Genomic DNA, 23,787 nt, shown 5'->3' on the forward strand with positions numbered 1-23,787 from the left:
ATAAAAATTGATAAAGAGGGATGAATTAATTAATAAATTCGCCTTGTCCACTTTACATGTAAAGTGGTAAAATTTTTTTTACTTAATATTTCCTTAAGAAATGAATATCATTAAAACAATATTTACACTCTTTGAGATGTTTGATACTATATAGGCCATAGTGTTCGGTGAGTGTAAGTACTGGGCATAATTTTGTTTAATTTATTTGTACTAGGAGACTTAAATGAGCACAGATACAATGGTGCAAAGCAGCGAAGCACTGTCACATCAAGTAATTCATGCTGTTAAAGGTTATTTAACCAGTGTCAGTAATAAAGATGCTAACTTGAATTTGTATCAATTAATTGTTGAAGAAGTTGAAGCGCCTTTATTCCGCACGGTTATGGAATTAACTCGTTATAATCAATCAAAAGCTGCACGTGTTCTTGGCGTAAGCCGTGGTACCTTGCGTACTAAATTAAAGCGTTATTTCGATGACGAATTTATTGGAACTCGTGATTTCTAAGTGATTAAAACAACCTGTTTCTATTGTTTTTTTCTTATTAAATTTACTAATATAGTGGTCTTTAGCTAGGCACTCTGCTACTATTGATATCAGAGTTGGTCAGGCAATCGCTCTTTGCTTTGCAAAGGGAGGAAAGTCCGGGCTCCCGAGGGTAGAGTGCCAGGTAATTCCTGGGAGGTGTGAACCTACGGAAAGTGCCACAGAAAATATACCGCCTCTTTGAGGTAAGGGTGAAATGGTGCGGTAAGAGCGCACCGCGCGGCTGGTAACAGGCGTGGCAGGGAAAACCCCACTCGGAGCAAGACCAAATAGGAGTCCATTTGACTGAAAGGTCATTACGTGTGACCCGCACGGGACTCGGGTAGGTTGCTTGAGGCATGTGGTGACACATGTCCCAGATGAATGATTGTCCGCGACAGAACCCGGCTTATCGACCGACTCTCTTTATTTTATTGGCCCAATCATTTATTTGTTGATTTAACCTTTATCCTTACAATATATCGTTTCCAAACGTCTGGTCAGGTATTTTCATTCACCCAACGCTGATTACATGCTTTTATAGGTAGCCGACAGGGATTTATTTTAATCCCGGATTATGACTTACTTTAATTGCGCTACATGGTTTAATTGACTCCATTGCCACAACAGATACTCATTTTATGTCATATCAAAGAGGCTGTTATCGAATGTATCAAACACGATAGATCTAAATTTTATGTGGCTCAATAAGCTAATCGCTTATTTCTTTAAGTATTCCTTAATTTTGATTGGCTATAATATGCCCATAATGTTTCTAATTCGTCAAAATTTATATGAAAACTCAACAGCTGCGGGCAATTTATACTAATCCAACAAAAATCTCCAGGAAGCCAATGCTCCTGGAGCAAATTAAGGAGCTCGCTGAAATAGAGTTTAATGAAGATCTGAATAAATTCATTAAATCAAAGGAAGATAAGATTAAGTTATTCATGTCGCCTGATGCCTCAAAATACAATAAGGACTATTTGGATTTCCTCAATGATCTCATTCGTGCCTTGTCCTTAGAGGAAAAAGATATCAAGACAGAAGTTATTCGCCAGAAACGTGCAATGAATCAAGAGTATTCAATACGGAGAGGATCCAGGCACACACATCGGCTCATTGAAGACGTTGACCAATTTACGACTGTTTCTAAGAATGTGATTATACGTTTGCATGCATTTATAGAAAAGTTAGAGCCCATTCGAAATCAACAACAACTAATGCTCCAAGCGCAGTCTTTAGTAGAATCAACAAATGAAGAGGTCCCTGCAAAACAGCGCGATTTGACCCGCATGCAAGGCGATTATCTGAATTTACTTTCCAGTTCAAATTCTTCGCTCCAATCATTTGTTGAGTTTGAGCGGAATTTGGATCTGCTGTTTAATGAGGACATTTTTTCCAAGCTTAAAGAACAGCATGCTAAACGAACACTCGATATGAATGCAGTCATGCAGAAAGGTAAAGCAACCTCTGCTGAGGGGGCGATTAAGAGCGAGCAATCCAAGCTTGATATGCTAACCACAAACTTTGAATCGATTATGAAGCAAGCAACAGTGTTAAAAAACTTAACGGCACTGCTTAAGAGAATAAAAAATATTGAAGTCATTGTCATGCAAATAGATACTCTACAAAAGCCTTCAGATGCTCAGAAACTTCAAGAGTTGATTCAATTGCTTGAAAACAAGGAACAAGAAATACAGAGTATTAGACAAGAGATTGAGATGAGTGGATCCTCAAAAGAACATCAACAAACTGTCCAGACTATTAATAATATTGAAAAATCCATTCAGCAAAAAAGGGAACACACTATATCATTATTAGAGCAAATTAGTATTACAAACAGTAAGTCCCAACAAAAAGAAGAGCAGTCAGATATACGTTCTTCTCCAGAAGAAATTACCCCTGTCGCTGTCGAAACAATCGAAGTAATACATCAATCATCTATCTCGCCTAGTGAGAGAACGGAACAAGCCATTCCGCAAGGAACGAAACAAGATGTACCGTTGTTACCGCAAAATGACCAACAAAAAGAAGAGCTCTCAGATCGTGATTCTCTTAATTCTACTTCAAACGGCGAGCAGCCTCCCATGCAAAGCGACCAATTAAGTGAAAAAGCGCTCGAAGATAAGAGAAAGCGACTGGAACAGGCAATCTCTTTAATAATTAGATACAAGGGGATATTAAAAGATGAAAAAGAACATTCATTAATTTTTTTCCATCCATCAAGAAATCAAGCAAAAATCGACTATTGCTCATCATTAGAACAAAAACTTAGAGAGCAAATAGAGTGTTTGACTCCTGCAAGCAATTTACATAATATTATTAATCAAGCTCATATAGAAATAACCAATCGCTCTAGTGACGCTATCATCAAAGGTGGTAGTTATTTCGGTACAAGTCGTATGCTTAGCTTACAGAGACTTTTGAGTATTGATGAAGCTTGGAAAAAAGGACACTCCAAATTTCTTGGATTTTCAACAAGCTCTGATTTTCATGGGCTTAAAGCTTCGGGTATGGTGGGTGAGCACGCACTAAACATTGTGAATAATTTCTATAATGAAAAAGTGGAAAGCGATGGCGACTACCAGACACTTAAAAAACAGGTATTTCCAGAAGAAGCCGTTAATAAATCTAAATTGAATCCCTAAAGTCGCTTTATTTGACTCAGTCTTCGTGAGTGTAGCAAAAGTATTCCCATCGACATAGGCTACTACAGTAGGAGACTCCTCGCTACGCTCGGGCTGAGGTCAATCATATAAAAATATCACTATCCGTATCCTGGATTACGCTGGGTTAATCCTGGCACGATAGGTTTATCATTTTATCTAGGATTACTGACTTCCCCCTAAATGTTTTTTTAGGAGGATGTTGATTTGCTCAGGATTTGCCTTACCTTTCGTTTGCTTCATGATTTGTCCTACGAAGAAAGCCAATAGTTTGTCTTTTCCTGCTCTGTAATCTGCGGCTTGTTCAGGATGCTGTTGAATTAATTGAATAATCATTTTTTCCCAAGCAGCTGTATCATCTACTTGTTGATAACCTTCGCGTGCGATAATCGCTTCAATATCTTCTTCTCCAGCCCAGAGCAAAGTAAAAATGGCTCGGGCATTGTTTAAAGAAATAGTACCACCATGTAGTCTATCAAGAAGATTTGCCATAAGCTTTGCTGAGATACGTGGTGTATCAAAAGTTAAATTCTCTTCATTTAAAGCGGCAGCGTATTGACCTTTTAACCAATTAATAATCATTTTCTCCGGAGCCTGGGATTGGTTTTTAATTGATTTAAAAAATTGGTACGCGCTGGGCGAAGAAAGAATAAAATTAATGTCTTCTTCATTGAGCGACGGCGTATTTTTTAACTCACTGTGAATTTTATCAGGTAAGTCCGGTAAATTATTCTTAACCTCAGCAATAAGAAAACGGGTAATTTGTATCGGCAGTAAATCAGGATCAGGAAAATATCGGTAATCATTCTCATTTTCTTTACTGCGCATTGCATGCGTCGAATGAGTATCTGGATTATAGAGACGAGTTTCTTGAATGATTTGTTGTCCACTTTCCAATATATCTTGATGTCGTGATTGTTCATAAGCAATCGCTTTTTCAATGAAGCGAAATGAATTCAAATTCTTCAATTCAGTTCGCGTTCCTAAGACAGAACTCCCTTTGGGTTTTAAGGATAGATTCACATCGCATCGGAAATTCCCTTCTTGCATATTACCATCGCAGACACCTAAAAACTGGACCAGCTGATGCAGTTTTTTAAGATAACTCACGGCCTCATGGCTTGAAAACAAGCAGGGGGCAGTTACTATCTCTAATAAAGGAGTTCCCGCTCGATTCAGATCAATACCGCTATAACCAGAATGTACCCCATGTAATGATTTACCCGCGTCCTCTTCTAGATGGGCACGGACAATCAAAACCTCTTTTACACGGCCGTCATTCAGCGTAATTGCCAATTTACCATTGCTGACTATGGGTTTTTGAAATTGACTGATTTGATAGCCTTTGGGTAAATCGGGATAAAAATAATTTTTGCGCTCAAAAACAGATTGATCGTTAATGTCTGCTTGAATGGCTAAGCCAAACTGGATTGCCATAATAACGGCTTCCTGGTTCAATACGGGCAAAACTCCAGGAAATCCTGCATCGATAAAGCAGGTTTGAGAATTAGGGGCTGAACCAAAAGCGGTAGATGCACCTGAAAAAAGTTTCGATTTTGTTTTGAGCTGAATATGTACTTCAAGGCCAATGACTGTATCCCATTCCATAGTTCACCTTTATTGGTTTGGACTGGCTAAATGCCAGTTGGTATTTTGTTGATAATGATGAGCAATTTGGAGTAATTGGCTTTCACCAAAATGTTTTCCCATGAGCTGCATACCTATAGGGAGTCCCTGAACAAAGCCTGAGGGGATGGAAATTGCGGGGAGTCCTGCAAGATTAGCTGCTACGGTAAACACGTCAGCAAGGTAATTTTGAACGGGATCTGCAATTTTTTCACCAAGTTTAAAGGCTGATGTTGGGGTTGTTGGTCCGAGAATTACATCAACCGATTTGAGGGTTGTGACAAGCTCTTCCTGAATAAGACGACGAATTTTTTGGGCTTGCAGGTAGTATGCGTCAAAATACCCCGATGAAAGGACATGTGTTCCAGTTAGAATCCGACGTTTTACTTCTATGCCAAAACCTTCACTCCGCGTATTGCGGATAAGCTCAGTTAATGTTGATGCATTGTCACTGCAATGGCCAAATCGTAACCCATCATAACGTGATAAATTAGAGGAGGCTTCAGCACAAGCTACTACGTAGTAACACGGTACCCATAAAGGTTGAAGCTCCAAATTTAAGGAAACAATTTCGGCTCCTGCACTTTCAAAAACCTTCACGGCATCAAGAATCGCCTGTTGTATTGCTTGGTCTACTTGTGGCTGAAAAAAGCAAGATGGTAAACCTATTTTTAGTTTAGACAGGGGTTTATTAAGATCAGCACAATAATCAGGAACTGCTGAATCAACTGAGGTAGAGTCCTTAGGATCAAATCCAGCCATTGCTTGAAGAACCAATGCTAAGTCTTCCGCACTTCGCGCTAAAGGACCCGCCTGATCCAAGCTGGAGGCGTAAGCAATCATACCGTAGCGAGAAATAAGACCATAAGTGGGTTTAATCCCACTGATTCCACATAAGGCAGCGGGTTGTCGTATGGAACCTCCCGTATCAGAACCTATAGCGAAAGGGACTAAGCCAGCAGCTACAGCTGCTGCTGAACCTCCTGAGGACCCCCCTGGGACACGTTCCTTGTCCCAGGGATTTTTTACAGCACCAAAGTAACTGTTTTCATTGGACGAGCCCATGGCAAATTCGTCCATATTCGTTTTACCAATCAAAATGGAACCTTGAGCGAGCAACTTACTGACTAAAGTTGCTTGATAAGGGGATTGAAAATGAGCAAGCATTTTTGAAGCACAGGTCGTTGGCATGCGCAGGGTACAAAATAAATCTTTTAATGCCATAGGTATGCCTGTAAGCATTTTACCCTGACCCTTTTTTAATTCTTGATCCGCTTTTTGAGCTTCAAGGATGGCGTGTTCTTCATCCAAACTGATAAATGCATTTAAGTATTTATGCTTTTTAATTTGTGTAAGGTAGTGCTCAGTTAATTCAACACTAGAGAGTTTCCTCTGTTGTAATGCTTGACATAGCTGTTTTAAAGATAAATGTTCCATGATTACTTACTCTGGTCAATAACTTGAGGGACTAAATAAAGATCGTGTTCAAATCGTGGCGCAATGGTTTCTAACTCGGAAAGACAGTTGTCTTCGGTGACCACATCCGATCTTAATCGCTGATTTAATGCAAGAGGATGAAAAAGAGGTTCCACTTTTTGAGTATCAATAGAACGGAGTTGGTCGACAAAATTCATGATTGCATTAATGTCTTCGATGAGTTTAGGGGAATGCTCTATGTCCGTATCCAGATAAGCGAGCTGGGAAATTTTGTCTAATTCTTTTGCCGAGATAGTCATAAAATATAGTACCTCACAGAGTTAATACCTCATTACAGGGATTGTGTTGAAAAAATAGTTTGAAAGGGGGCGTTAATTCCCAAACTCCATTTTTGCCACTCCCGCGAAGGGGGGATTCCATTCTTAAATGAGAGAGAATGGCAGTTTCCCATACGATAGTTTTCAACAAAGCTCATTATAACGAGGATGTAATAACTTAAAAACATAAAGTGTTATATTAGTAGCGATATTCTATTGTAACGATAACACGCGTAATAGAAATTTTCTTTACACACTATTCAGGGTGAAAAATCATTATTACTCTGATCTTGTGACGGTTTTGGATAATCAGGTTCTTTTTTAAAAAAATGATTCAGCAATGCTCTAACCTTCTCGGTAGAAGGCTTAGAAGAGCCCTGGATAGGACAAATTCCCTTTTCAACCGTTCTTAACTCTTGATCATTGATTTTCATGGCACCAAAAAGAAACAATTTATTTTGGCTGTCTACATAAACAGTGTGATGATCTGCTGCATCAAAATATTTCACATTAGAAGCGATTTTCATGAATCCTTTAAATTCGTCAATTGGACCCAATTGCCCTTTGGTATTTGAACCACTTGCAAGCAATAAATTATCATGAGTCAATATAAAACATCCTAAAGCTGTGGTCTTAATTTGTTTTGCCGCAACATCTGGCAATTTAGTCCAAGTATTGATAAATGGGTTTTCTGGATTTAATCCTAACAATCCCGATTCATTATTCCCGTATACATAGACTTCACCATTCGTAGTTAACAAAACTGCGCATCGCTGTTGATTATTCACAGCAATATCAGCAACTTCTATGTCAGAAGAGGGAGTGGGAAGCCAATCGGATAAAAAAACTATAGTATGTTTGAATGGATAAGCATTTAATGGGTTACCCATAATTTTAAACGCCTTATCGGGAGAATCGCCTGTGAAAATTAAAGCGCTTGTATGATCTTGAGCAAAAACATTTTTTGCTGTTGCTTGTATTTCTAAAGGGGTAGGTACGTAAATGCTCAGATCATCAGAATCAGGGGCAATCTGCTTTTCTTCATTTCTTCCCAGGCCATAGACCTTACCTGATTCACCTAAAAAAATTGCATGGGTAAATCCAGTTGCAATATGAGACACCCGCTCTTTAAGCGCGGTGACTTCGGTTAACTCAGAAACTTGTTTTATATCTTGACCGAGTCCAAGTTGTCCTCGTAAATTACTTCCTACAGCTAAAACTCGTCCGTGGTTTAAAAGAATCAGAGTGAAATCTTGGCCGCAATGCACTTCTTTAATTTTTAATTCCTCAAATAAATAATCTGAGGCCAAGTTGTTAATCGCTTTTGACACTTTTTTTAGTTTTATTATTTCCGTTATTGGGAGGTTATCGAGAACTAGAAATAAGACTTCCTTAGGAAGACTGGTGAGTTTTCGTAAATCGACCTCGAAACGGGATTCACCCATAAGAAAAATTCTCCTGGCATTTTATCACGGGTCAGCCTTATTTAAGGCGTAACTTGCTTCTTATTTTGACTATCTGCAGAAAATGTATCTTCCTCTTTTTGAGGCAAAAGATCAACTACTTTTTGCAAATGGCTTACGTCCATTTTGCTGATTTTCTCATTACTAGGAATAGCCTCATGTCTGCTAAGATATCTGTTCCAATAGGGTTTAGATTTCTCAAATGCAGGTAATAAAGCGGATAATGTCTCATCATTTATACTGGATGAATTAATATTCCACTTGTAATTATTGTTTCCAGTTTTTTCAATGGATCGCGCTACAACTGCTTGAGCGGCTACCTTGAGCGCTACTTCAGGGGTGATATCACCTGCTCTTACCTGTCTGTTTAATACATCAAGTAACTGGAGCTTTAAACTATGTCTAGATGTCTTGTTTATGTAGGTTTTCAAATCTTCCAAAAAGTTGACCGCGATTTGTTGTTTACTATCAAGTTGTTGAGAAAAGAAACTACCACTGGAAACAACAGATACTTTTGCCAAATGCTCCCGAAAAGACTGACTCGAAATTGCTGTTTCTTCAGATTGGAGTTCTTCTACCTCTGGTTCCTGAGAGTCATAGCAAGTAACCAATTGGGATGTCATCTGGGGAAATGGGTAATTACTCGTCAGAAATGCACCATAACCTTCCTTAGTATGTCCCATAACAACCGCCCATGGATCGACAATGATCGATTGAGATAGATTGGTCAGATCCTGGGAGTTATGATTAAGAAGAAGATAAGTATGGGAGTATCTACCTCTTTTATGACTTACCATTTTAATGTCCATCTGAGGTAATTCGCCAGTATCCATTTTTTTTAATAAATGATCAGCAGCGAGCAGAGCGAATGAATGACAAGCTCCCAACCCTGATTCTCTTACTTTTTCAGCTGTTTCGGCAATTGCAGATCGTTTATAAGTGGCTTGGGCTCCTCCCAGTCCCATAATGAGTTTTTTAGGGGGTTGTTTTGCTTTCGCCAGAACAGACTCTCTTGCTGAAGGCGGAATTAAATCTTCAAATGCACCGGCGTCCATTGAACCATATTGCGAGAGGTTTAATTGATATAACTGAGCTGTTAACGGTGTATAGACAAATGACTTTGGGTCATGAACACGATTAATTGAAGCTAACTGGCTGAATGCGGGATTATTTATTGTGACTTCAAGTACCTGCAATTCAAAAATAGAAAGCTTTCCGTTATTATCGTTAATGTATTTTTGTGGATTCGTTAAAAATGATTCCAACTTTTCATCTGTGTCTATTATTTTTAAAAAATCTGGGAGTGTGCTTGCTAATGAAGAAAATCTAAATTTGTCCCCTGCGATAATATTTCTAACCTCAGTAACAAAAGATAAATCATCTAATTTTTGCCTCTTTTCTAAGAGCTTAAACATCTTATCTTGAGCATTTTTGCTAAGATTGTCATAAACATCTTCAATAAGTTTTGCTAGTTTACTTTGATCATATTTGCTCCCAATGTAGCACTCTTTGTTTATTTGCTGAAAAAGGGTTTCATGATAATCATTCCACTCTTTTTCTCTCATTGCATAAAATTCGCTGGTTAATTTCAAAATTCTTGCATTGGAGCTTGCCTTTGGATTTGTACTTGTTTTAGCAGTCGGAAATTTTTCTGATTTGTATTTCATAGTAAGTTATCAACCCATAATTGATTCATGAGATAACTATAGAATTTATTTCTTAAGGAAAAATTACTTATTTATTAAGGATTTATTAACAAAAATGAGAAAAATAATAAATACAATAACTTATCATTAATACACAAATTGAAAAAATATTAATCGAATTAATGCTGTAATTTTTTAATCTCAAGAATAGTGCAGGAGAGCTCATTGAAAAAAGTGCATTCGCCTGGAGATCGCTCGTTGCACTGGGAATGACAGGATAAAACAATAATGTAAGGTCGCGATTATCATCTATCCTGGGTTTGGCGAAGCCTTACCCGGGATTTAGGGAATGAAAAAACCACTTTATAAAGTTGAGCCTAGATTAGTATTCTGGATTTTTACTTTTTCAGGTAAGGAAACTCATCATGAAGCAGCTGAATGACTCGATTTAATTGTTCTTTACTTTTTAGGATAAGAAGCACGGTATCGTCACCAGCAATCGTTCCTAATATTCCTGAATCCTGAATGGCTTGAGGTGAAAAAGATACGAATTTTCGATCAATAAAAAAGGCCAAACTGTTTGCATTTCCAGGGTGAGTATGGAGTACTATGAGACCATAATCGGACACTTGCATATTCAAGACTAAAGGCAGGTTAGGTAGATTGAAGTCAACTACTTGGTAAGTCCCACCTATTTTTGCAATTTTTAATTTTTTAAGCCTTCGTGATAAGGTTGCCTGAGGAATCGAATAACCTCGTGCTTTTAAGCTTTTTTGCAAATCAATTTGCTCGGCAATTTGTTCAGTTTGCACAATATTTAATATATGCCCATCAAGGGCAGCGTCTTGGCTCATTCAATTCTCCGCTTAATTGATGAATAATGAATATGGAATCATTTAAATGAAATTATATTCAAAATATCTTGACAGGGCAAGTCAAGATTGTTACATTTGAAAAACGCATAAATACTGGATTTATATTCAAATGAAACATTTGTTTTTTGTCATTTTAATAGGGTTTGCTTTGCTTGTTTCCTTTTGTTACGCGAGAATTCCTAAGGAGAGCATTGAGTATATTCATTTTGCGGTGGCTGCAGAATATCCACCATTTGAATATAATGATCATGGGGAAATCAAAGGTTTTGATATTGATCTTGCTCGTTTGATTGCAAAAAAATTAGGTAAGGAAGCATTTTTTGATAGCATGCAATTCAGCAGCATTTTGCCAGCACTAAGCTCTGGCCAAGTTGATGCAGCCATTTCTACAATTACGATTACAGAGCAGCGAAAAAAGAATTTTGATTTTAGTGCGCCTTATTATTTCGAGAGTATGGCGGCTGTCTTCTCTGAAAACAAACCAATTAAAAACGTACAACAATTAGCTGACAAAAAAATAGCAGTTCAATTGGGTAGTACCATGGAAATTTGGTTGAAGCAGAATGTTCCCAATGCCAATCTGTTGGTGATGGATAATAACAATCAAACCATTGCAGCCTTAAAAGCAGGCCATGCTGACTTAGTTCTATTGGATGGCGTACAAGGTGCGGTATTTAGTCAGAAAAATCCTGGGCTGTCTTATGCTGTGATTGCTCAATCAGATGATGGCTACGGCTTGGCTTTAAAAAAGAATTCCGAATTGACGCAAAAAATAAATCAGGTTTTACATGAAATCGAACAATCGGGTGAGCTGAGTGCACTCAAGAAAAAATGGCTGGAGAACACACAATGGAAGAGTTAACACAAAACATTCTCTATATTGGTGAGGGAACTCTAGTTACCTTAATCTTGTTAATCGGTGGTTTACTCATAGGGACTCTATTAGGAACCGTACTTGCTTTATTGCGATACCAAGGAATCATGAAACCACTAATCAATGGATTTATTTCGGTGATGAGAGGGACCCCAGTTATTTTACAGCTTAGTTTTGTTTATTTTGCAGTTCCGGCATTAATCGGTATCAAAGCGAATATTCTGATCGCCGGGCTTTTAACATTTGGTTTAAACAGTTCAGCATACATTGCCGAAATTCTCCGATCAGGAATAGAACATTTGCCCAAAGGTCAGTTTGAAGCAGCAAAAACCTTACAAATACCTAATTTTTATTTATGGAAAGATATTGTTCTACCCCAGGTAGTGAAAAATATATTTCCTGCATTTATTAATGAAATGATTGCGCTACTGAAAGAAACCGCACTCATTGCGACTATAGGTGGAATGGACTTGATGCGTAGGGCTCAATCAGTTGCCGCAGAACAATTTACCTACTTTGTTCCTTTATGTATTGCTGGTTGCTTCTACTACGGTATGGTTCTCTTGATTGAATTCATGGGTAAAAAAATTGAAGAAAGGGGGCTTTATGTTAGTCATTGACCAAGCATCTAAATATTTTGGTTGTCTACCCGTATTAAATAGCATTAATTTAGAATTAAAGGCTCATACTGTACTTGGTTTGGCAGGACCATCAGGGAGCGGTAAATCCACATTGCTACGTTGCATACAACAATTAGAAACGCTGGACTCTGGTACGATCACGGTAGAGGGACAAAGTGGTTTTATGTTTCAGGATTTTCAGCTTTTTCCTCATATGACCGTGATGCAGAACCTGGTTTATGCTCCTCGCTTACAAGACAAAACATTAAATCATGAAGTGCAAGCACATTCTTTGCTGCAGAGTTTGGGGATAAGTGATAAAGCAGCTGCTTACCCACATCAGTTGTCTGGAGGACAAAAGCAACGCGTTGCTTTGGCTCGAAGCTTAATGATGAACCCCAGTTTATTGCTTTGTGATGAACCGACTTCGGGACTTGATCTGGCGACGATTGATGAAGTGATTAACTTATTGAATTCAGTGAAGTCCTTAGGCGTTACGATGGTCATTGCTTCTCACGATCTCGATTTTCTCAGCAAAATGTCCGATCGATTGATTGTTCTGAAAGGCGGCCAAATCGTCGCGGATGTGGTCCCTAAAGAATTGGCTGAACCTATTTTGCATTTAAAACAATACTACCAGGAGTAAATCCATGAATGAATCGATTAAAAAAATTGTCCTTGCTTATTCCGGGGGATTGGATACGTCCGTAATGATTCCATGGCTAAAAGAACATTATCAACAGGCTGAAATCATCGCTATGGTGTGTGATTTAGGCCAAAATGAAGACTTGACCGCGATTAAGGAAAAAGCGATAAAAAGCGGCGCCTCAAAAGCCTATGTAATGAATGTTCAAGATGAATTTGTTAGCGATTATCTGTGGCGATTAGTCAAGGCTGGAGCGCTTTATGAAAATCAATATATTTTAGGGACCATTTCGCGGCCATTGATTGCAAAAAAAATGGTTGAAATTGCAATGGAAGAAAATGCAGAAGCTGTTGCTCATGGAGCAACTGGAAAAGGTAATGATCAGGTTCGCTTTGAATATACGGTCAAAGCATTGGCTCCAGAACTTAAGATTATTGCTCCATGGAGAACATGGCAGATTAAGTCAAGACAACAGGCAATTGAGTATGCCAAATTACATGGGATAGAAGTACCCGTTACCCCAAAATCACCTTATTCACGCGATCATAATCTTTGGTATATTTCCCATGAGGGAGGTGTATTGGAAGATCCGGGACAACCTAGACCCGATGATTTATTATTAATGACAGCCTCATTGGAACAAACACCTGATAATCCAGAGTTAGTGAGTATTGAGTTTGAAAAAGGGGTTCCTGTTGCATTGAATGCTACAAAAATGCCCTCAGTCGAATTGCTTAGACAATTAAACCAAATTGCTGGTTCTCATGGAATTGGAGTGGCTGATCTTGTTGAAAATCGATTAGTGGGCATGAAGATCAGAGGAATATATGAAGCACCTGCTGCCGCAGTTCTGTACAAGGCACATCAAATGCTCGAAAGTTTATGCCTTGACCGATCCACTTTGCATTTAAAACAGTCTTTACAACAAACATATGCCAATCTTGTTTATGAAGGACGATGGTTTTCTCAGGCCAAGCATGCCTTGGATGCCTTGATTGATGTCACGCAACAACATATGACGGGAACTGTAAGTGTGCAGTTATTTAAGGGGAACATAATTCCTTACGGAATGTATTCACCATTTAGTTTACATGATCCTGCTTTAGCGACATTCGAAGAAGATGGTGTTTATAATCAACAGGATGCTGAAGGATTTATTAATTTATTTTCTTTGTCGGCACAAGTTTATGGCAAAGTACATAAAGGAGGTCAATGATGGCCCATAAAACTTGGGGGGGGCGATTCAAGAAGGAGCTCGATCCTAAAGTAATGCATTTTAATGCTTCTTTGGCTTTCGATAAGGTGCTTTATCTCCATGATATTGTCGGCAGTCAAGCACATGCAAAAATGTTAGCACGTCAAGGACTTATTTCGGACAATGAGGCCGATTTGATCTGCCGTGGACTTGATGAAATAAGTCAAGAAATAGAACAAGGGATTCATCAATTTGATGAGTCCTGTGAAGACATTCATATGTTTGTGGAACAGTTGCTCATTGCTAAAATTGGTGATGTTGGTAAAAAACTTCACACAGGTCGCAGTCGTAATGATCAGGTTGCTCTGGATTTAAGGCTTTATTCTCGTGATGCCGGGTTGCATATTAATACTCTTTTGCACCATTTAAATCAGGCTTTGGATGAATTGGCGAGTACCCATGCCAATGATAAAATTCCAGGTTATACCCATTTACAACAAGCTCAACCCATTTCCTTGGGACAGTTTTTTGCTGCGTACCGGGCAATGTTTCAACGAGACCTAGAGCGATTGAGTGATTGGCATACGCGAATGAATTTTTCTCCTTTAGGCGCCGGTGCTTTAGCAGGAAGTACTTTACCTTTGGACCGCATCTGGGTGGCACAAAATTTGGGTTTCAGCGGGGTGATTGAGAATACGCTGGATGCAGTGAGCGATCGTGACTTTATCATTGAATTTTGTTCTGTTGCCTCAATTATGATGATGCATTTATCACGTCTTGCTGAAGATTTAATTCTTTGGGCGACTCAAGAATTTGGTTTTATAACCCTGGATGATGCTTTTGCTACGGGTTCCTCTTTAATGCCTAATAAGAAAAATCCAGATGTTTTGGAGTTAATTAGAGGCAAAAGTGGCCGAGTGTTCGGACATTTAATGGGAATTCTAACTGTGATGAAGGGTTTGCCGCTGGCGTATAACAAGGACATGCAAGAAGATAAAGAGTGCTTGTTTGATACAGTCAATACATTGGGGGCTTGTTTGGAAATCATCACCCCTTTTCTGCATAGCGTTCAATTCAATACAAAATTAATGGCACAAAAAGCCAATGGTGGTTATCTCAATGCGACAGCTATATTAGAATCTTTAGTATTGAAAGGAATCCCTTTTAGAGACGCTCATCATCAGGTGGGTTTGTGGGTTCAGGCGGCTATTGATCAGAATTGTTCGCTTGAAGAGATTATGCAAAAGGAACCCTAGAAATGGGGCAGGGTATCGTCGAGGGTGAGGGTTACCCTCATCCGCCCTGGCGGGCACCTTCTCCACTCGGGGGGTAGGGAAGGATGATGGCTGCATATCATCCAGGCCACGAGCTTCTTGCAGAAGCTTATTTTTAAAGTAGAATGAGGGCACACCATAATTTTTCTATTGAGTTAGTCATTCATGTTGCAGCATTATAAAACCCAAGGGGGTGTAGAGTTAGAGTGTTTTCAGACGCCACTGGATTATCAGCAAGGTATAGATAATCTGCTTGAACATTTAGATTCACAAAGAGGCGCCTTATTTGCGTCAAGTTTTGAATACCCCGGACGTTATACCTGTTGGGATATCGGTTTTTATAATCCACCGTTGGCTTTTATTTGCAGGCAGAATTTAATTCAAATTGATGCACTGAACCAACGCGGTAAGGTGCTGTTAACCTTTATTATCCCATTATTGGAACATGAAAAAAGTTTAGAAATTCTGGCACAAAGTCATACTTTGCTGCAAATTAAAATTAAAAATTCCGAAGAAGTATTCAGCGAGGAGGAGCGAAGTCAGCAACCTTCCGTATTTACTGTGATTCGGCTCATTCTGGCTTTTTTTAAAGTCGAAGATGAACCTTATTTGGGATTATATGGTGCTTTTGGTTTCGATTTGATTTTTCAATTTGAAGAGTTACAGAAACATAAAAAAAGAGCGCTTTCGCAAAGGGATATGGTGCTTTATTTGCCCGATGAAATTTATGTAGTGAACCATCGTAAAGAAGAAGCCTTTATTCGACGCTATGATTTTCAATTTCAAGGTCAGTCTACAAAGTCTTTGGCGAGAGAAGGGGTTTCTGTAACATACCAATCACCGAATAAACCTGACAAGGCATGTGATCATTTGCCTGGCGAGTATGCACAGGTTGTCGCTCAAGCCAAGGAGCGTTTTGCTTGTGGTGATTTGTTTGAAGTAGTACCAAGCCAAACATTTTATACCCATTATGAGGATCAACCTTCTTTTCTATTCAAACAAATGCGCCGTTTGAACCCTTCGCCATATGGTTTTTTTATTAATTTGGGTGATGACGAATATCTGGTTGGCGCATCTCCAGAGATGTACGTCAGAGTTCAGGGAAAAAGGGTAGAGACGTGTCCAATTTCCGGAACCATTAAACGAGGTGGTGATGCTATAGAGGATGCAGAAAACATTCAGATTTTACTCGAATCAAAAAAAGAAGAATCTGAATTAACTATGTGTACCGATGTAGATAGAAACGATAAATCACGTATTTGTGAAGCAGGTTCTGTTAAAGTAATCGGTCGCAGACAAATTGAAATGTATTCGCGAGTGATTCATACCGTAGATCATGTTGAAGGTATTTTAAGGGAAAACTTTGATGCCGTTGACGCTTTTTTAACTCATATGTGGGTTGTTACTGTAACTGGTGCTCCTAAAATTTGGGCTCTTAATTTTATTGAAGAGCATGAAAAATCACCCCGCAAGTGGTATGCCGGTGCTGTAGGTTGGTTTGGCTTTAATGGCAATTTAAATACGGGGTTGGTTTTGAGGACCGTGCGTATTGAAAAAGGAGTTGCCGAAATTCGTGTGGGTGCTACCTTGCTTTATGATTCAGTACCCGAATCAGAAGAGCAGGAGACGCGCTTAAAAGCATCTGCTTTTTTAGATATGTTACAAAAGCGTGAATCGAATGTTGATGCCAAGATAACCCATTTGCCTTTAACTGGAAAAGGAAAACACGTTTTACTTATCGATCATCAGGATTCCTTTGTACATACTTTAGCAAATTATCTCCGTCAAACGGGAGCAGAAGTCAGTACAATTCGTTTTGATAAGGCGTTGCACTATCTGCAGAATCAAAAATATGATCTTGTGGTTTTATCTCCAGGACCAGGTAAACCAGGTGATTTTAATCTATCTCAAACAATTGATATGGCTATTTCTAAGGGGATTCCAATATTCGGAGTATGCTTGGGTTTACAAGGAATTGTTGAGTACTTTGGTGGTGTTTTGGATGTTCTGGAATATCCGATGCACGGTAAGCCATCAATCATAAATGTAGTTGGCGAACCGGAGTTGTTTTCAAGCTTGGGAGATAGTTTCAAAGCAGGAAGGTATCATTCACTGTATGCGCGTTTGAATGCAGTGCCCAAAGAATTGAAGATCACCGCGATGAGCGATGATGGGGTGGTGATGGCTATTTCACATCAACGATTACCCATTCACGCTGTTCAATTTCATCCTGAAACCATATTGTCACTAGTTAATCAGGCTGGATTAAAAATTATCACTAATTTAATGGGGATGGTTTAAGACCATGCGCAGTAAGATATTGATACTCTATGCGGTATCTTTTGTCCTAGGTATTGTCGTAGGTCTTGTTGGTTCAACATTTCGATTGTCAATCGATGTGCTCAGTAATTTATTCGATAACTTTTTTCATTTTCTTAGTGTCCATGGATGGCCTGCTGGTTTTATTTCGGGATTGGTATCGATGGTTCTGGTTTATGCTGCCTATTTTGCTGTAAAGCGGTATGCTCCTCAAGCATCAGGAAGCGGTGTTCCAGAGATTGAGGGTACCTTGCTTCATTTAAAAACCATACTTTGGCGGCGGTTATTACCTGTCAAGTTCTTTTTTGGAATTTTGGTACTTTCAGCAAAGATGATCTTGGGGCGTGAGGGACCTACGATTCATATAGGTGGTAGTTTAGGAGAAATGCTGGGCAGCTTATTTAATTTATCTCGACGAAGAAAGGATAGTTTGATTGCTGCGGGCGCTGCTGCAGGTTTAGCTGTAGCTTTTAATGCTCCTTTAGCGGGCGTTATTTTTGTTATGGAAGAGATGCGTAACCAATTCAACTATTCTTTTACCAGCTTCAGTATGGTAGTGATCTGCTGCATTACCGCTACGGTCATTCTTGATTTGATCATTGGGCCCCAGCCAACGATTCCAATGAATGTCTTTGAATTTCCTCATCTTGATTCACTATGGTTATTTGCTTTGTTTGGCATTGTGGTAGGGTTTGTAGGGCTTTTATTTAATCTCTCCTTAATCGGTACCCTAAAACTCTTGGATAAATTGAGTTCAAGACAAAAATCATATTACGTCCTGACGGTAGGATTTTTGGTTGGCTTCTTAGCAGTATATCATCCTGAGTCAGTGGGTGGGGGGATGAATATTATTCACCAAGCATTAACTTTGTCCCCTGGGTTTGGTTTTTTGTGTTTTCTTTTAGTGGCCCGATTTGTAGGAACTATGGTGTGCTATGGAACATCTGTTCCTGGAGGAATTTTTGCTCCTATCCTTTCTTTAGGTACGATTCTAGGTTTAGCGATATTCCATATTTTAGAATGGTTACATATTGATTTTTTAACCCAACCTGGCATGTTTGCTGTTGCAGGAATGGCTGCTCTTTTTGCGTCATCTACGCGTTCTCCAATAACAGGAGCAGTGTTGGTGGTAGAAATGACTCACAATTATTATTTAATTTTCCCTGTGATGATGGCTTGCATTACCGCAACGATTGTACTGCAACTTACTCCGAATGGACCTATCTATGAACAACTATTAAATCGTTCTCTTCGGTTGGATGCCAAGAGGATTGCATCTGAGTAGATTTCACTCTCCGTGAGCTCGCGCAGGGACGCATAGCTTCACGTAGAAGGTTGGGATTTATGCATGACTTAAAGCGATTGCAATCAATCTACATGAACAACAATTTTTCCAAAATGCACTCCAGATTGCATGTGTTGGTGTGCCTCTTCAATTTGTTCCAGTTTAAATTCTGAATCAATGATAGGAGTTAGTTTTTTTGTTCTCAGATGGTTTGCCCATGCTTTATGAACCTGAGTCCATAATTTACTTTTTTCCGCGATGGATTGAGAACGGAGAACAAAGCCAATAATTTGTAATCTTTTTCGCATAATCAGTGCAAGGTTGCATTCAACGCTACTTCCCTTAAGGCAGGCGATCTGAATAAGTTTACCTTTAGGCTTTAGCAAGTGTAAGTGTTTATTAAAATAATCGCCGCCTATAAAATCAACAATCAAATCAACGCTGTGATCTTCAATTAAATCCTCGAAATCCTGTTTTTGATAATTGAAGACTTGATCCGCACCAAGTTTCATTGCCCTATCCAATTTGTTATCAGTTCCTACAGTCGTAATGACGTGTGCACCAATCAATTTTGCCATTTGAATTGCTAATGAGGCGATACCACTTCCTGCTCCATGAATAAGCAACGTTTGACCTGATTCCAACATCCCTAAATCAAATAAAGTAGCATACACAGTCATCAATGCCTCAGGAAGCGCTGCAGCAAGTGCATAATCCCAAGTTTCCGGGATGTGTTGAGCTAATGAGGCTTCGACAGGGCATAACTCAGCATAAGCGCCACTACCAACCAATCCATAAACTGTATCACCTGGTTTAAATTGGGTAACCTTTGCCCCCACTTCAATTACTTCTCCAGCAACTTCCAAACCCAGAATATCAGACTCTCCGGCAGGTGGAGGGTATTTACCATAACGTTGCATGATGTCTGCTCGATTTACAGCAGTTGCTTTGACACGCACTAGAATTTGTGAGTCGCTGTATTCAGGGATTGGGCCTTTTTCGATAACCAATCGATTGTGAGGGCCTGGGTTTTCTATGTGTACGTAGCGCAAAATTTTTTCCTTAAATTAAATTATTAATCAGCCTGGGTGAAGCAAAGCAGAGCAGTCATCAACGAAGAATCTCCATGCTGTAACACAAGATTACACCAGGAGATCCCTCGTAGCACCCGAGATGACGGCAAAATCTCAGATACCTTACGTTGCAGCAGGCTACATATCACGCAAGCCACTGTTTACCACTTTACTTAAAAAACCAGAGCTATATAATGCTTATACAGACCCTCTTTCATGTTGGGCAATGGCTAAATTTAATCATCAACGTCTTTATGCTTGGCTTTTTATCGTTCCTCAGCTCATTGTTACACTGATGTTTTTTATTTGGCCCGCATGTAACGCCTTATTACAATCTTTTTTTTATACAGATGCCTTTGGCCTACATAAAAAATTTGCAGGATTTTCCAATTTTTTGGATCTTTTTTTTGATCCAAGCTACAGCAAAGCAATTGGAGTTACCTTCATTATCGCTTTTAGCGTCACGTTTTTGACCATGAGTTTGGGTCTCCTTATGGCCATATTAGTGAATAATAGAGGCCGGACGCAAGGGGTCTATAAATCTTTATTAATTTGGCCTTATGCAGTTGCTCCAGCAGTAGCAGCAATTTTATGGCGTTTTTTATGTCATCCAACGTTAGGATGGCTGACGCATTTTTTGCAGTCGCTTGGAATTAATTTTGATTATGTAAATAATGTAAACCAAGCATTCGCTGTGGTGATCTTTACCGCAACCTGGCAGCAATTCAGCTATAATTTTCTATTTTATCTTGCAGCACTTAAAGCAATTCCATCATCATTAATTGATGCGGCAATTATCGATGGGGCTTCTGGGTGGCAACGTTTTTGGCAAATCATTGTTCCACTTTTATCGCCAACTACTTTTTTCTTGATGATTATGAACTTGATGTATGGGTTTTTTGATACTTTTGGCATTATTCAAGTAATGACCCATGGCGGTCCCGGCAATAGTACAACTAATTTGATTTATAAGGTATATCAAGATGGATTTGAAGGAATGGATTTGGGAAGTTCATCCGCACAATCGGTACTCTTAATGATTATTGTGATTATTGTTTCTCTAGTGCAATTTAAATACCTCGAAAAAAAGGTCCATTACGCATGAAATCATATTTCGCTCGTATCTTATCACATGGATTTTTATGTTTTTTTGTTATTTTGATGATGTTGCCGGTTTATTTGGCACTAGTGGCTGCCAGTAATGAAGGCAGTGTTATGATGCAATCTCACATTCCTATGGTTCCTGGTACTTTATTATTTAAAAATTTGAAGGCAGTAATGACGGACGGATTAGCAGTTACTGGTGGTGAGCCTATTACTTCCATGTTGTTGAACAGTTTTTTTATGGCGTTGGCCATTGCAATAGGTAAGATTATTTTTGCATTAGGTTCGGCGTTTGCCTTGGTTTATTTTGATTTTCCATTTAAAAAATTATGTTTTGCCATGATTTTCACGACGATGATGTTGCCTATAGAAGTCAGGATTGTGCCTACCTTTCAGGTTGTAGCTTCTTTTGGACTACTCAATTCATTTACTGGATTGACTCTACCTTTATTTGTGTCCGCTACAGGAACTTTCTTATTTCGGCAGTTTTTTAAAACGATTCCCTCCGAATTGGTTGATGCGGCAAAACTAGATGGAGCAGGGGCTGTGCGCTTCTTTTTTGATATCGTTTTGCCATTATCAAAAACGCAAATTGCCTCTTTGTTTGTTATTTTATTTGTATATGGTTGGAATCAGTATCTCTGGCCATTAGTGATTACTACAGAAACAAAAATGGCTACAGTGGTGATGGGTATTCGATATTTAGCTGGAGTAGCAGATCAAGTCCCACAATGGCATTACATAATGACTGTTGCATTGATTGCTCTAATTCCACCTTGTATGGTGGTTATGTTCATGCAGCGCTGGTTTGAAAAAGGGTTAAAATAAGTATGGCAACAGTTAATCTCATTGAAGTATCAAAGAATGTTGGGGGTACAACAGTTCTCGATAAAGTAAATGTTAGCATCAAAAAAGGGGAGTTTGTGGTTATTGTTGGGCCCTCTGGATGCGGAAAAACCACTTTATTACGTTTAATTGCTGGTTTGGATAATGTAAGTTCCGGTTCAATTTTGATTAATAACCATTGCGTCAATGAAATTCCCGCAGCCAAAAGAGACATGGCTATGGTTTTTCAAAACTATGCTCTATATCCCCATATGACGGTATTTGAAAATATGGCTTATGGGTTAAAAATGAGACGTTATAAGAAAGCAGAAATTAAAAAAAGGGTAGATGATGCAGCCCAACTGTTGCATTTAACCCCTTACTTGGAACGCAAACCTCAAGCCCTTTCAGGAGGACAAAAGCAGCGAGTTGCTATGGGCAGAGCTATGGTTCGTTCTCCGGCAGTTTTTTTATTTGATGAGCCTTTATCCAATCTGGATGCAAAATTGCGCACAGAAATGCGCCATGAAATACGCCGCTTGCATCAACAATTAAACACGACCAGTTTATATGTCACACACGATCAAACTGAGGCAATGACTATGGCTGAACGTGTTATCGTACTTCATCAAGGTATTGTTGAACAAATAGGTACTCCTCAAGAGCTCTATCAAAATCCGGCAACCTTATTCGTGGCCGGATTTACAGGACAATATCCTATGAACCTGGTTTCTGGAATCTTCGATAAAAGCAGTAACACCGTGCACACGGACTTGGGAGTGAATTACCCACTACCTGAGTTGGCTGTTGACCTTGAGGATAAAGTGGAGTTGGTTTTGGCCATTCGTGCCGAGCATATTTTGCTTTGTCCTGAAAATAATCCACGAGGGATCCCCATCCATATTGAATTTATAGATGATATGGGGGCTGACAAATTGATTCATGCAAAATGTGTCAAAAATGGTCAACGACTTAATTTGCGTGTGACAGCGGATCAACTACTAACGAGTGGACAACTCAGTGTTGAGTTTCCTAAAATTAAATTACATCTTTTTCATCGTACTTCTGGAAAACGTATTGGAGAATGGCGTGCGTAAAGAAAAAAACAAACTAAAACCAATTGATACCCCGGTCTATGGCTATTGGTCTGCATTGTATATGTCTTTCTATGCACGACGTCTGTATATTGATGTTGGAAAACGTTGGCGGGGACTCGCTCTTCTTTATCTCTTATTGACCATAGCCTTATGCTCCATTCCGTTTTCATTAAGAATGAGCTTCAGTCTGAATCAATCTTTTAAAGAGCAAATCACAGATCCTTTATCAAAAATTCCAGTTTTTTATATACAAAATGGAGAGGTTTCTTTTGATAAGCCCATGCCTTATTTAATCAAGAATGATCAAGGGCAAGTAGTTGTTGTTATTGATACTTCCGGTAAAATTAACGATTTTCCCGCAGATTATCCTTACCTTACGATTTTGATTAATAAAAACAAAATTTCTCTTAAAGTGCCAAGTCTTAAATTGTTCAATATGACGGATTCAAAACCCAGTAAAGGCGCTCCTTTAGTGCAAACCTTTGATAAGGGGACGAACCTGGTATTTGATGGTAAAAAACTTGCAGAAGAAAACTCGATTAAAGAATTAAAATATTTTTCTCAATTAATGATCTATCCTATGGTTGTCGCAATATTTTTCTCAATTTTTATTGTTTTTTTCTTGGTGTTAGCATTTTTAGGACAAGTTTTTTCAACCATATTCTTCTCTTTTAATGTGAGCTTTTTGCAATCAACCCGACTCTTAATCGTTGCCGGAACTCCTATGTTATTACTGCTGCTTATTATGCTCACACTCAATTCAATTTTTCAGGGTTCAGGATTTATATTATTTGCATTACTTATTGCTTATTACAGTTTTGCTCTTCATGCCCTGCGTGCAGAAAGTAGACGTCTTGCAAATTTATAAATTCTAAAAAGTTCTTTGAAACATTTCTAAATGAGATGCAAATTAGATTAA

20 protein-coding genes and 1 other RNA gene are annotated in these 23,787 nt (G+C 38.8%); 14 read left to right on the forward strand and 7 right to left on the reverse strand.

Annotated elements, in window-relative coordinates:
* The first annotated feature begins 223 nt into the window (after positions 1-223).
* The 3 genes from OQJ13_RS15695 to OQJ13_RS15705 all read left to right on the forward strand — a co-directional run bounded on the left by OQJ13_RS15695 (position 224) and on the right by OQJ13_RS15705 (position 3,174).
* On the forward strand, positions 224-505 hold the full coding sequence (locus tag OQJ13_RS15695) for a helix-turn-helix domain-containing protein (RefSeq protein ID WP_028381835.1): 282 nt from the start codon (positions 224-226) through the stop codon (positions 503-505).
* Positions 506-596: 91 nt separating this feature from the next.
* An RNA gene (gene rnpB, locus OQJ13_RS15700) (RNase P RNA component class A) lies at positions 597-951 on the forward strand.
* Between the two features lie 426 nt (positions 952-1,377).
* A complete protein-coding gene (locus tag OQJ13_RS15705) occupies positions 1,378-3,174 on the forward strand; it encodes a hypothetical protein (RefSeq protein ID WP_265711786.1) in 1,797 nt (598 codons plus the stop codon).
* A gap of 183 nt (positions 3,175-3,357) precedes the next feature.
* Here the strand turns inward: OQJ13_RS15705 and gatB are convergent, their stop codons facing one another.
* From gatB to OQJ13_RS15735, 6 genes are all read right to left on the reverse strand, one after another.
* Positions 3,358-4,800, reverse strand: coding sequence for an Asp-tRNA(Asn)/Glu-tRNA(Gln) amidotransferase subunit GatB (gene gatB / locus OQJ13_RS15710; RefSeq protein WP_265711787.1), 1,443 nt, complete (start codon positions 4,798-4,800; stop codon positions 3,358-3,360).
* A 9-nt stretch (positions 4,801-4,809) separates the two neighbouring features.
* The gene (gene gatA / locus OQJ13_RS15715) at positions 4,810-6,255 is read right to left on the reverse strand and encodes an Asp-tRNA(Asn)/Glu-tRNA(Gln) amidotransferase subunit GatA (protein WP_265711788.1); all 1,446 of its coding nucleotides are present in this window, start codon (positions 6,253-6,255) and stop codon (positions 4,810-4,812) included.
* 2 nt (positions 6,256-6,257) lie between these two features.
* Positions 6,258-6,554, reverse strand: coding sequence for an Asp-tRNA(Asn)/Glu-tRNA(Gln) amidotransferase subunit GatC (gatC, locus tag OQJ13_RS15720; protein WP_265711790.1), 297 nt, complete (start codon positions 6,552-6,554; stop codon positions 6,258-6,260).
* Positions 6,555-6,832: 278 nt separating this feature from the next.
* The gene (locus tag OQJ13_RS15725) at positions 6,833-8,017 is read right to left on the reverse strand and encodes an F-box protein (RefSeq protein ID WP_265711791.1); all 1,185 of its coding nucleotides are present in this window, start codon (positions 8,015-8,017) and stop codon (positions 6,833-6,835) included.
* A gap of 41 nt (positions 8,018-8,058) precedes the next feature.
* Positions 8,059-9,702 (reverse strand): hypothetical protein, encoded by a 1,644-nt coding sequence (locus OQJ13_RS15730; RefSeq protein WP_265711792.1) that lies wholly within the window; start codon positions 9,700-9,702, stop codon positions 8,059-8,061.
* A 377-nt stretch (positions 9,703-10,079) separates the two neighbouring features.
* Positions 10,080-10,535: an ArgR family transcriptional regulator gene (locus OQJ13_RS15735; protein WP_265711793.1), complete on the reverse strand. Its 456-nt coding sequence runs from the start codon at positions 10,533-10,535 to the stop codon at positions 10,080-10,082.
* Positions 10,536-10,665: 130 nt separating this feature from the next.
* Here OQJ13_RS15735 and OQJ13_RS15740 point away from each other — a divergent pair, with 130 nt between their 5' ends.
* From OQJ13_RS15740 to clcA, 7 genes are all read left to right on the forward strand, one after another.
* Positions 10,666-11,418: a substrate-binding periplasmic protein gene (locus OQJ13_RS15740; RefSeq protein ID WP_265711794.1), complete on the forward strand. Its 753-nt coding sequence runs from the start codon at positions 10,666-10,668 to the stop codon at positions 11,416-11,418.
* Positions 11,406-12,050, forward strand: coding sequence for an amino acid ABC transporter permease (locus OQJ13_RS15745; protein ID WP_265711795.1), 645 nt, complete (start codon positions 11,406-11,408; stop codon positions 12,048-12,050). Before OQJ13_RS15740 ends, OQJ13_RS15745 begins: the two co-directional genes overlap by 13 nt.
* A complete protein-coding gene (locus OQJ13_RS15750; protein WP_265711797.1) occupies positions 12,037-12,696 on the forward strand; it encodes an amino acid ABC transporter ATP-binding protein in 660 nt (219 codons plus the stop codon). The genes OQJ13_RS15745 and OQJ13_RS15750 overlap by 14 nt, the downstream gene beginning before the upstream one ends.
* Before the next feature lie 4 nt (positions 12,697-12,700).
* Positions 12,701-13,912, forward strand: coding sequence for an argininosuccinate synthase (locus OQJ13_RS15755; protein WP_265711798.1), 1,212 nt, complete (start codon positions 12,701-12,703; stop codon positions 13,910-13,912).
* Complete coding sequence (gene argH, locus OQJ13_RS15760) at positions 13,912-15,147, forward strand: argininosuccinate lyase (protein WP_265711961.1); 1,236 nt, start codon at positions 13,912-13,914, stop codon at positions 15,145-15,147. Before OQJ13_RS15755 ends, argH begins: the two co-directional genes overlap by 1 nt.
* Positions 15,148-15,330: 183 nt before the next feature.
* Positions 15,331-17,466 carry an anthranilate synthase component I gene (locus OQJ13_RS15765; RefSeq protein WP_265711799.1) on the forward strand — a complete coding sequence of 712 codons (2,136 nt, stop codon included), beginning with the start codon at positions 15,331-15,333 and terminating at the stop codon, positions 17,464-17,466.
* Positions 17,467-17,470: 4 nt separating this feature from the next.
* Complete coding sequence (gene clcA, locus OQJ13_RS15770; protein WP_265711800.1) at positions 17,471-18,769, forward strand: H(+)/Cl(-) exchange transporter ClcA; 1,299 nt, start codon at positions 17,471-17,473, stop codon at positions 18,767-18,769.
* Positions 18,770-18,852: 83 nt separating this feature from the next.
* Here the strand turns inward: clcA and OQJ13_RS15775 are convergent, their stop codons facing one another.
* On the reverse strand, positions 18,853-19,821 hold the full coding sequence (locus OQJ13_RS15775) for an NAD(P)H-quinone oxidoreductase (RefSeq protein WP_265711801.1): 969 nt from the start codon (positions 19,819-19,821) through the stop codon (positions 18,853-18,855).
* A gap of 247 nt (positions 19,822-20,068) precedes the next feature.
* On the opposite strand from OQJ13_RS15775, the gene OQJ13_RS15780 reads away from it, so the two are divergent.
* Genes OQJ13_RS15780 through OQJ13_RS15795 form a run of 4 tightly spaced genes read left to right on the forward strand, consistent with a single transcriptional unit; the run spans position 20,069 to position 23,736 of the window.
* Positions 20,069-20,947 carry a carbohydrate ABC transporter permease gene (locus OQJ13_RS15780; protein ID WP_322783764.1) on the forward strand — a complete coding sequence of 293 codons (879 nt, stop codon included), beginning with the start codon at positions 20,069-20,071 and terminating at the stop codon, positions 20,945-20,947.
* Positions 20,944-21,774: a sn-glycerol-3-phosphate ABC transporter permease UgpE gene (ugpE, locus tag OQJ13_RS15785; protein WP_265711804.1), complete on the forward strand. Its 831-nt coding sequence runs from the start codon at positions 20,944-20,946 to the stop codon at positions 21,772-21,774. Before OQJ13_RS15780 ends, ugpE begins: the two co-directional genes overlap by 4 nt.
* A 2-nt stretch (positions 21,775-21,776) precedes the next feature.
* Positions 21,777-22,868 (forward strand): ABC transporter ATP-binding protein, encoded by a 1,092-nt coding sequence (locus OQJ13_RS15790; RefSeq protein ID WP_265711806.1) that lies wholly within the window; start codon positions 21,777-21,779, stop codon positions 22,866-22,868.
* Positions 22,861-23,736, forward strand: coding sequence for a DUF1189 family protein (locus tag OQJ13_RS15795; RefSeq protein WP_265711808.1), 876 nt, complete (start codon positions 22,861-22,863; stop codon positions 23,734-23,736). Before OQJ13_RS15790 ends, OQJ13_RS15795 begins: the two co-directional genes overlap by 8 nt.
* Positions 23,737-23,787: the final 51 nt, after the last annotated feature.

The organism is Legionella sp. PATHC035, assembly GCF_026191115.1.
GTDB lineage: Bacteria > Pseudomonadota > Gammaproteobacteria > Legionellales > Legionellaceae > Legionella.

Bases quoted from the DNA above. Each gene is read 5' to 3' on its own strand.
- OQJ13_RS15695 (WP_028381835.1), top strand. From the start codon at position 224: ATGAGCACAGATACAATGGTGCAAAGCAGCGAAGCACTGTCACATCAA.
- OQJ13_RS15705 (WP_265711786.1), top strand. From the start codon at position 1,378: ATGCTCCTGGAGCAAATTAAGGAGCTCGCTGAAATAGAGTTTAATGAA.
- gatB (WP_265711787.1), bottom strand. From the start codon at position 4,800: ATGGAATGGGATACAGTCATTGGCCTTGAAGTACATATTCAGCTCAAA.
- gatA (WP_265711788.1), bottom strand. From the start codon at position 6,255: ATGGAACATTTATCTTTAAAACAGCTATGTCAAGCATTACAACAGAGG.
- gatC (WP_265711790.1), bottom strand. From the start codon at position 6,554: ATGACTATCTCGGCAAAAGAATTAGACAAAATTTCCCAGCTCGCTTAT.
- OQJ13_RS15725 (WP_265711791.1), bottom strand. From the start codon at position 8,017: ATGGGTGAATCCCGTTTCGAGGTCGATTTACGAAAACTCACCAGTCTT.
- OQJ13_RS15730 (WP_265711792.1), bottom strand. From the start codon at position 9,702: ATGAAATACAAATCAGAAAAATTTCCGACTGCTAAAACAAGTACAAAT.
- OQJ13_RS15735 (WP_265711793.1), bottom strand. From the start codon at position 10,535: ATGAGCCAAGACGCTGCCCTTGATGGGCATATATTAAATATTGTGCAA.
- OQJ13_RS15740 (WP_265711794.1), top strand. From the start codon at position 10,666: ATGAAACATTTGTTTTTTGTCATTTTAATAGGGTTTGCTTTGCTTGTT.
- OQJ13_RS15745 (WP_265711795.1), top strand. From the start codon at position 11,406: ATGGAAGAGTTAACACAAAACATTCTCTATATTGGTGAGGGAACTCTA.
- OQJ13_RS15750 (WP_265711797.1), top strand. From the start codon at position 12,037: ATGTTAGTCATTGACCAAGCATCTAAATATTTTGGTTGTCTACCCGTA.
- OQJ13_RS15755 (WP_265711798.1), top strand. From the start codon at position 12,701: ATGAATGAATCGATTAAAAAAATTGTCCTTGCTTATTCCGGGGGATTG.
- argH (WP_265711961.1), top strand. From the start codon at position 13,912: ATGGCCCATAAAACTTGGGGGGGGCGATTCAAGAAGGAGCTCGATCCT.
- OQJ13_RS15765 (WP_265711799.1), top strand. From the start codon at position 15,331: ATGTTGCAGCATTATAAAACCCAAGGGGGTGTAGAGTTAGAGTGTTTT.
- clcA (WP_265711800.1), top strand. From the start codon at position 17,471: ATGCGCAGTAAGATATTGATACTCTATGCGGTATCTTTTGTCCTAGGT.
- OQJ13_RS15780 (WP_322783764.1), top strand. From the start codon at position 20,069: ATGGCTAAATTTAATCATCAACGTCTTTATGCTTGGCTTTTTATCGTT.
- ugpE (WP_265711804.1), top strand. From the start codon at position 20,944: ATGAAATCATATTTCGCTCGTATCTTATCACATGGATTTTTATGTTTT.
- OQJ13_RS15790 (WP_265711806.1), top strand. From the start codon at position 21,777: ATGGCAACAGTTAATCTCATTGAAGTATCAAAGAATGTTGGGGGTACA.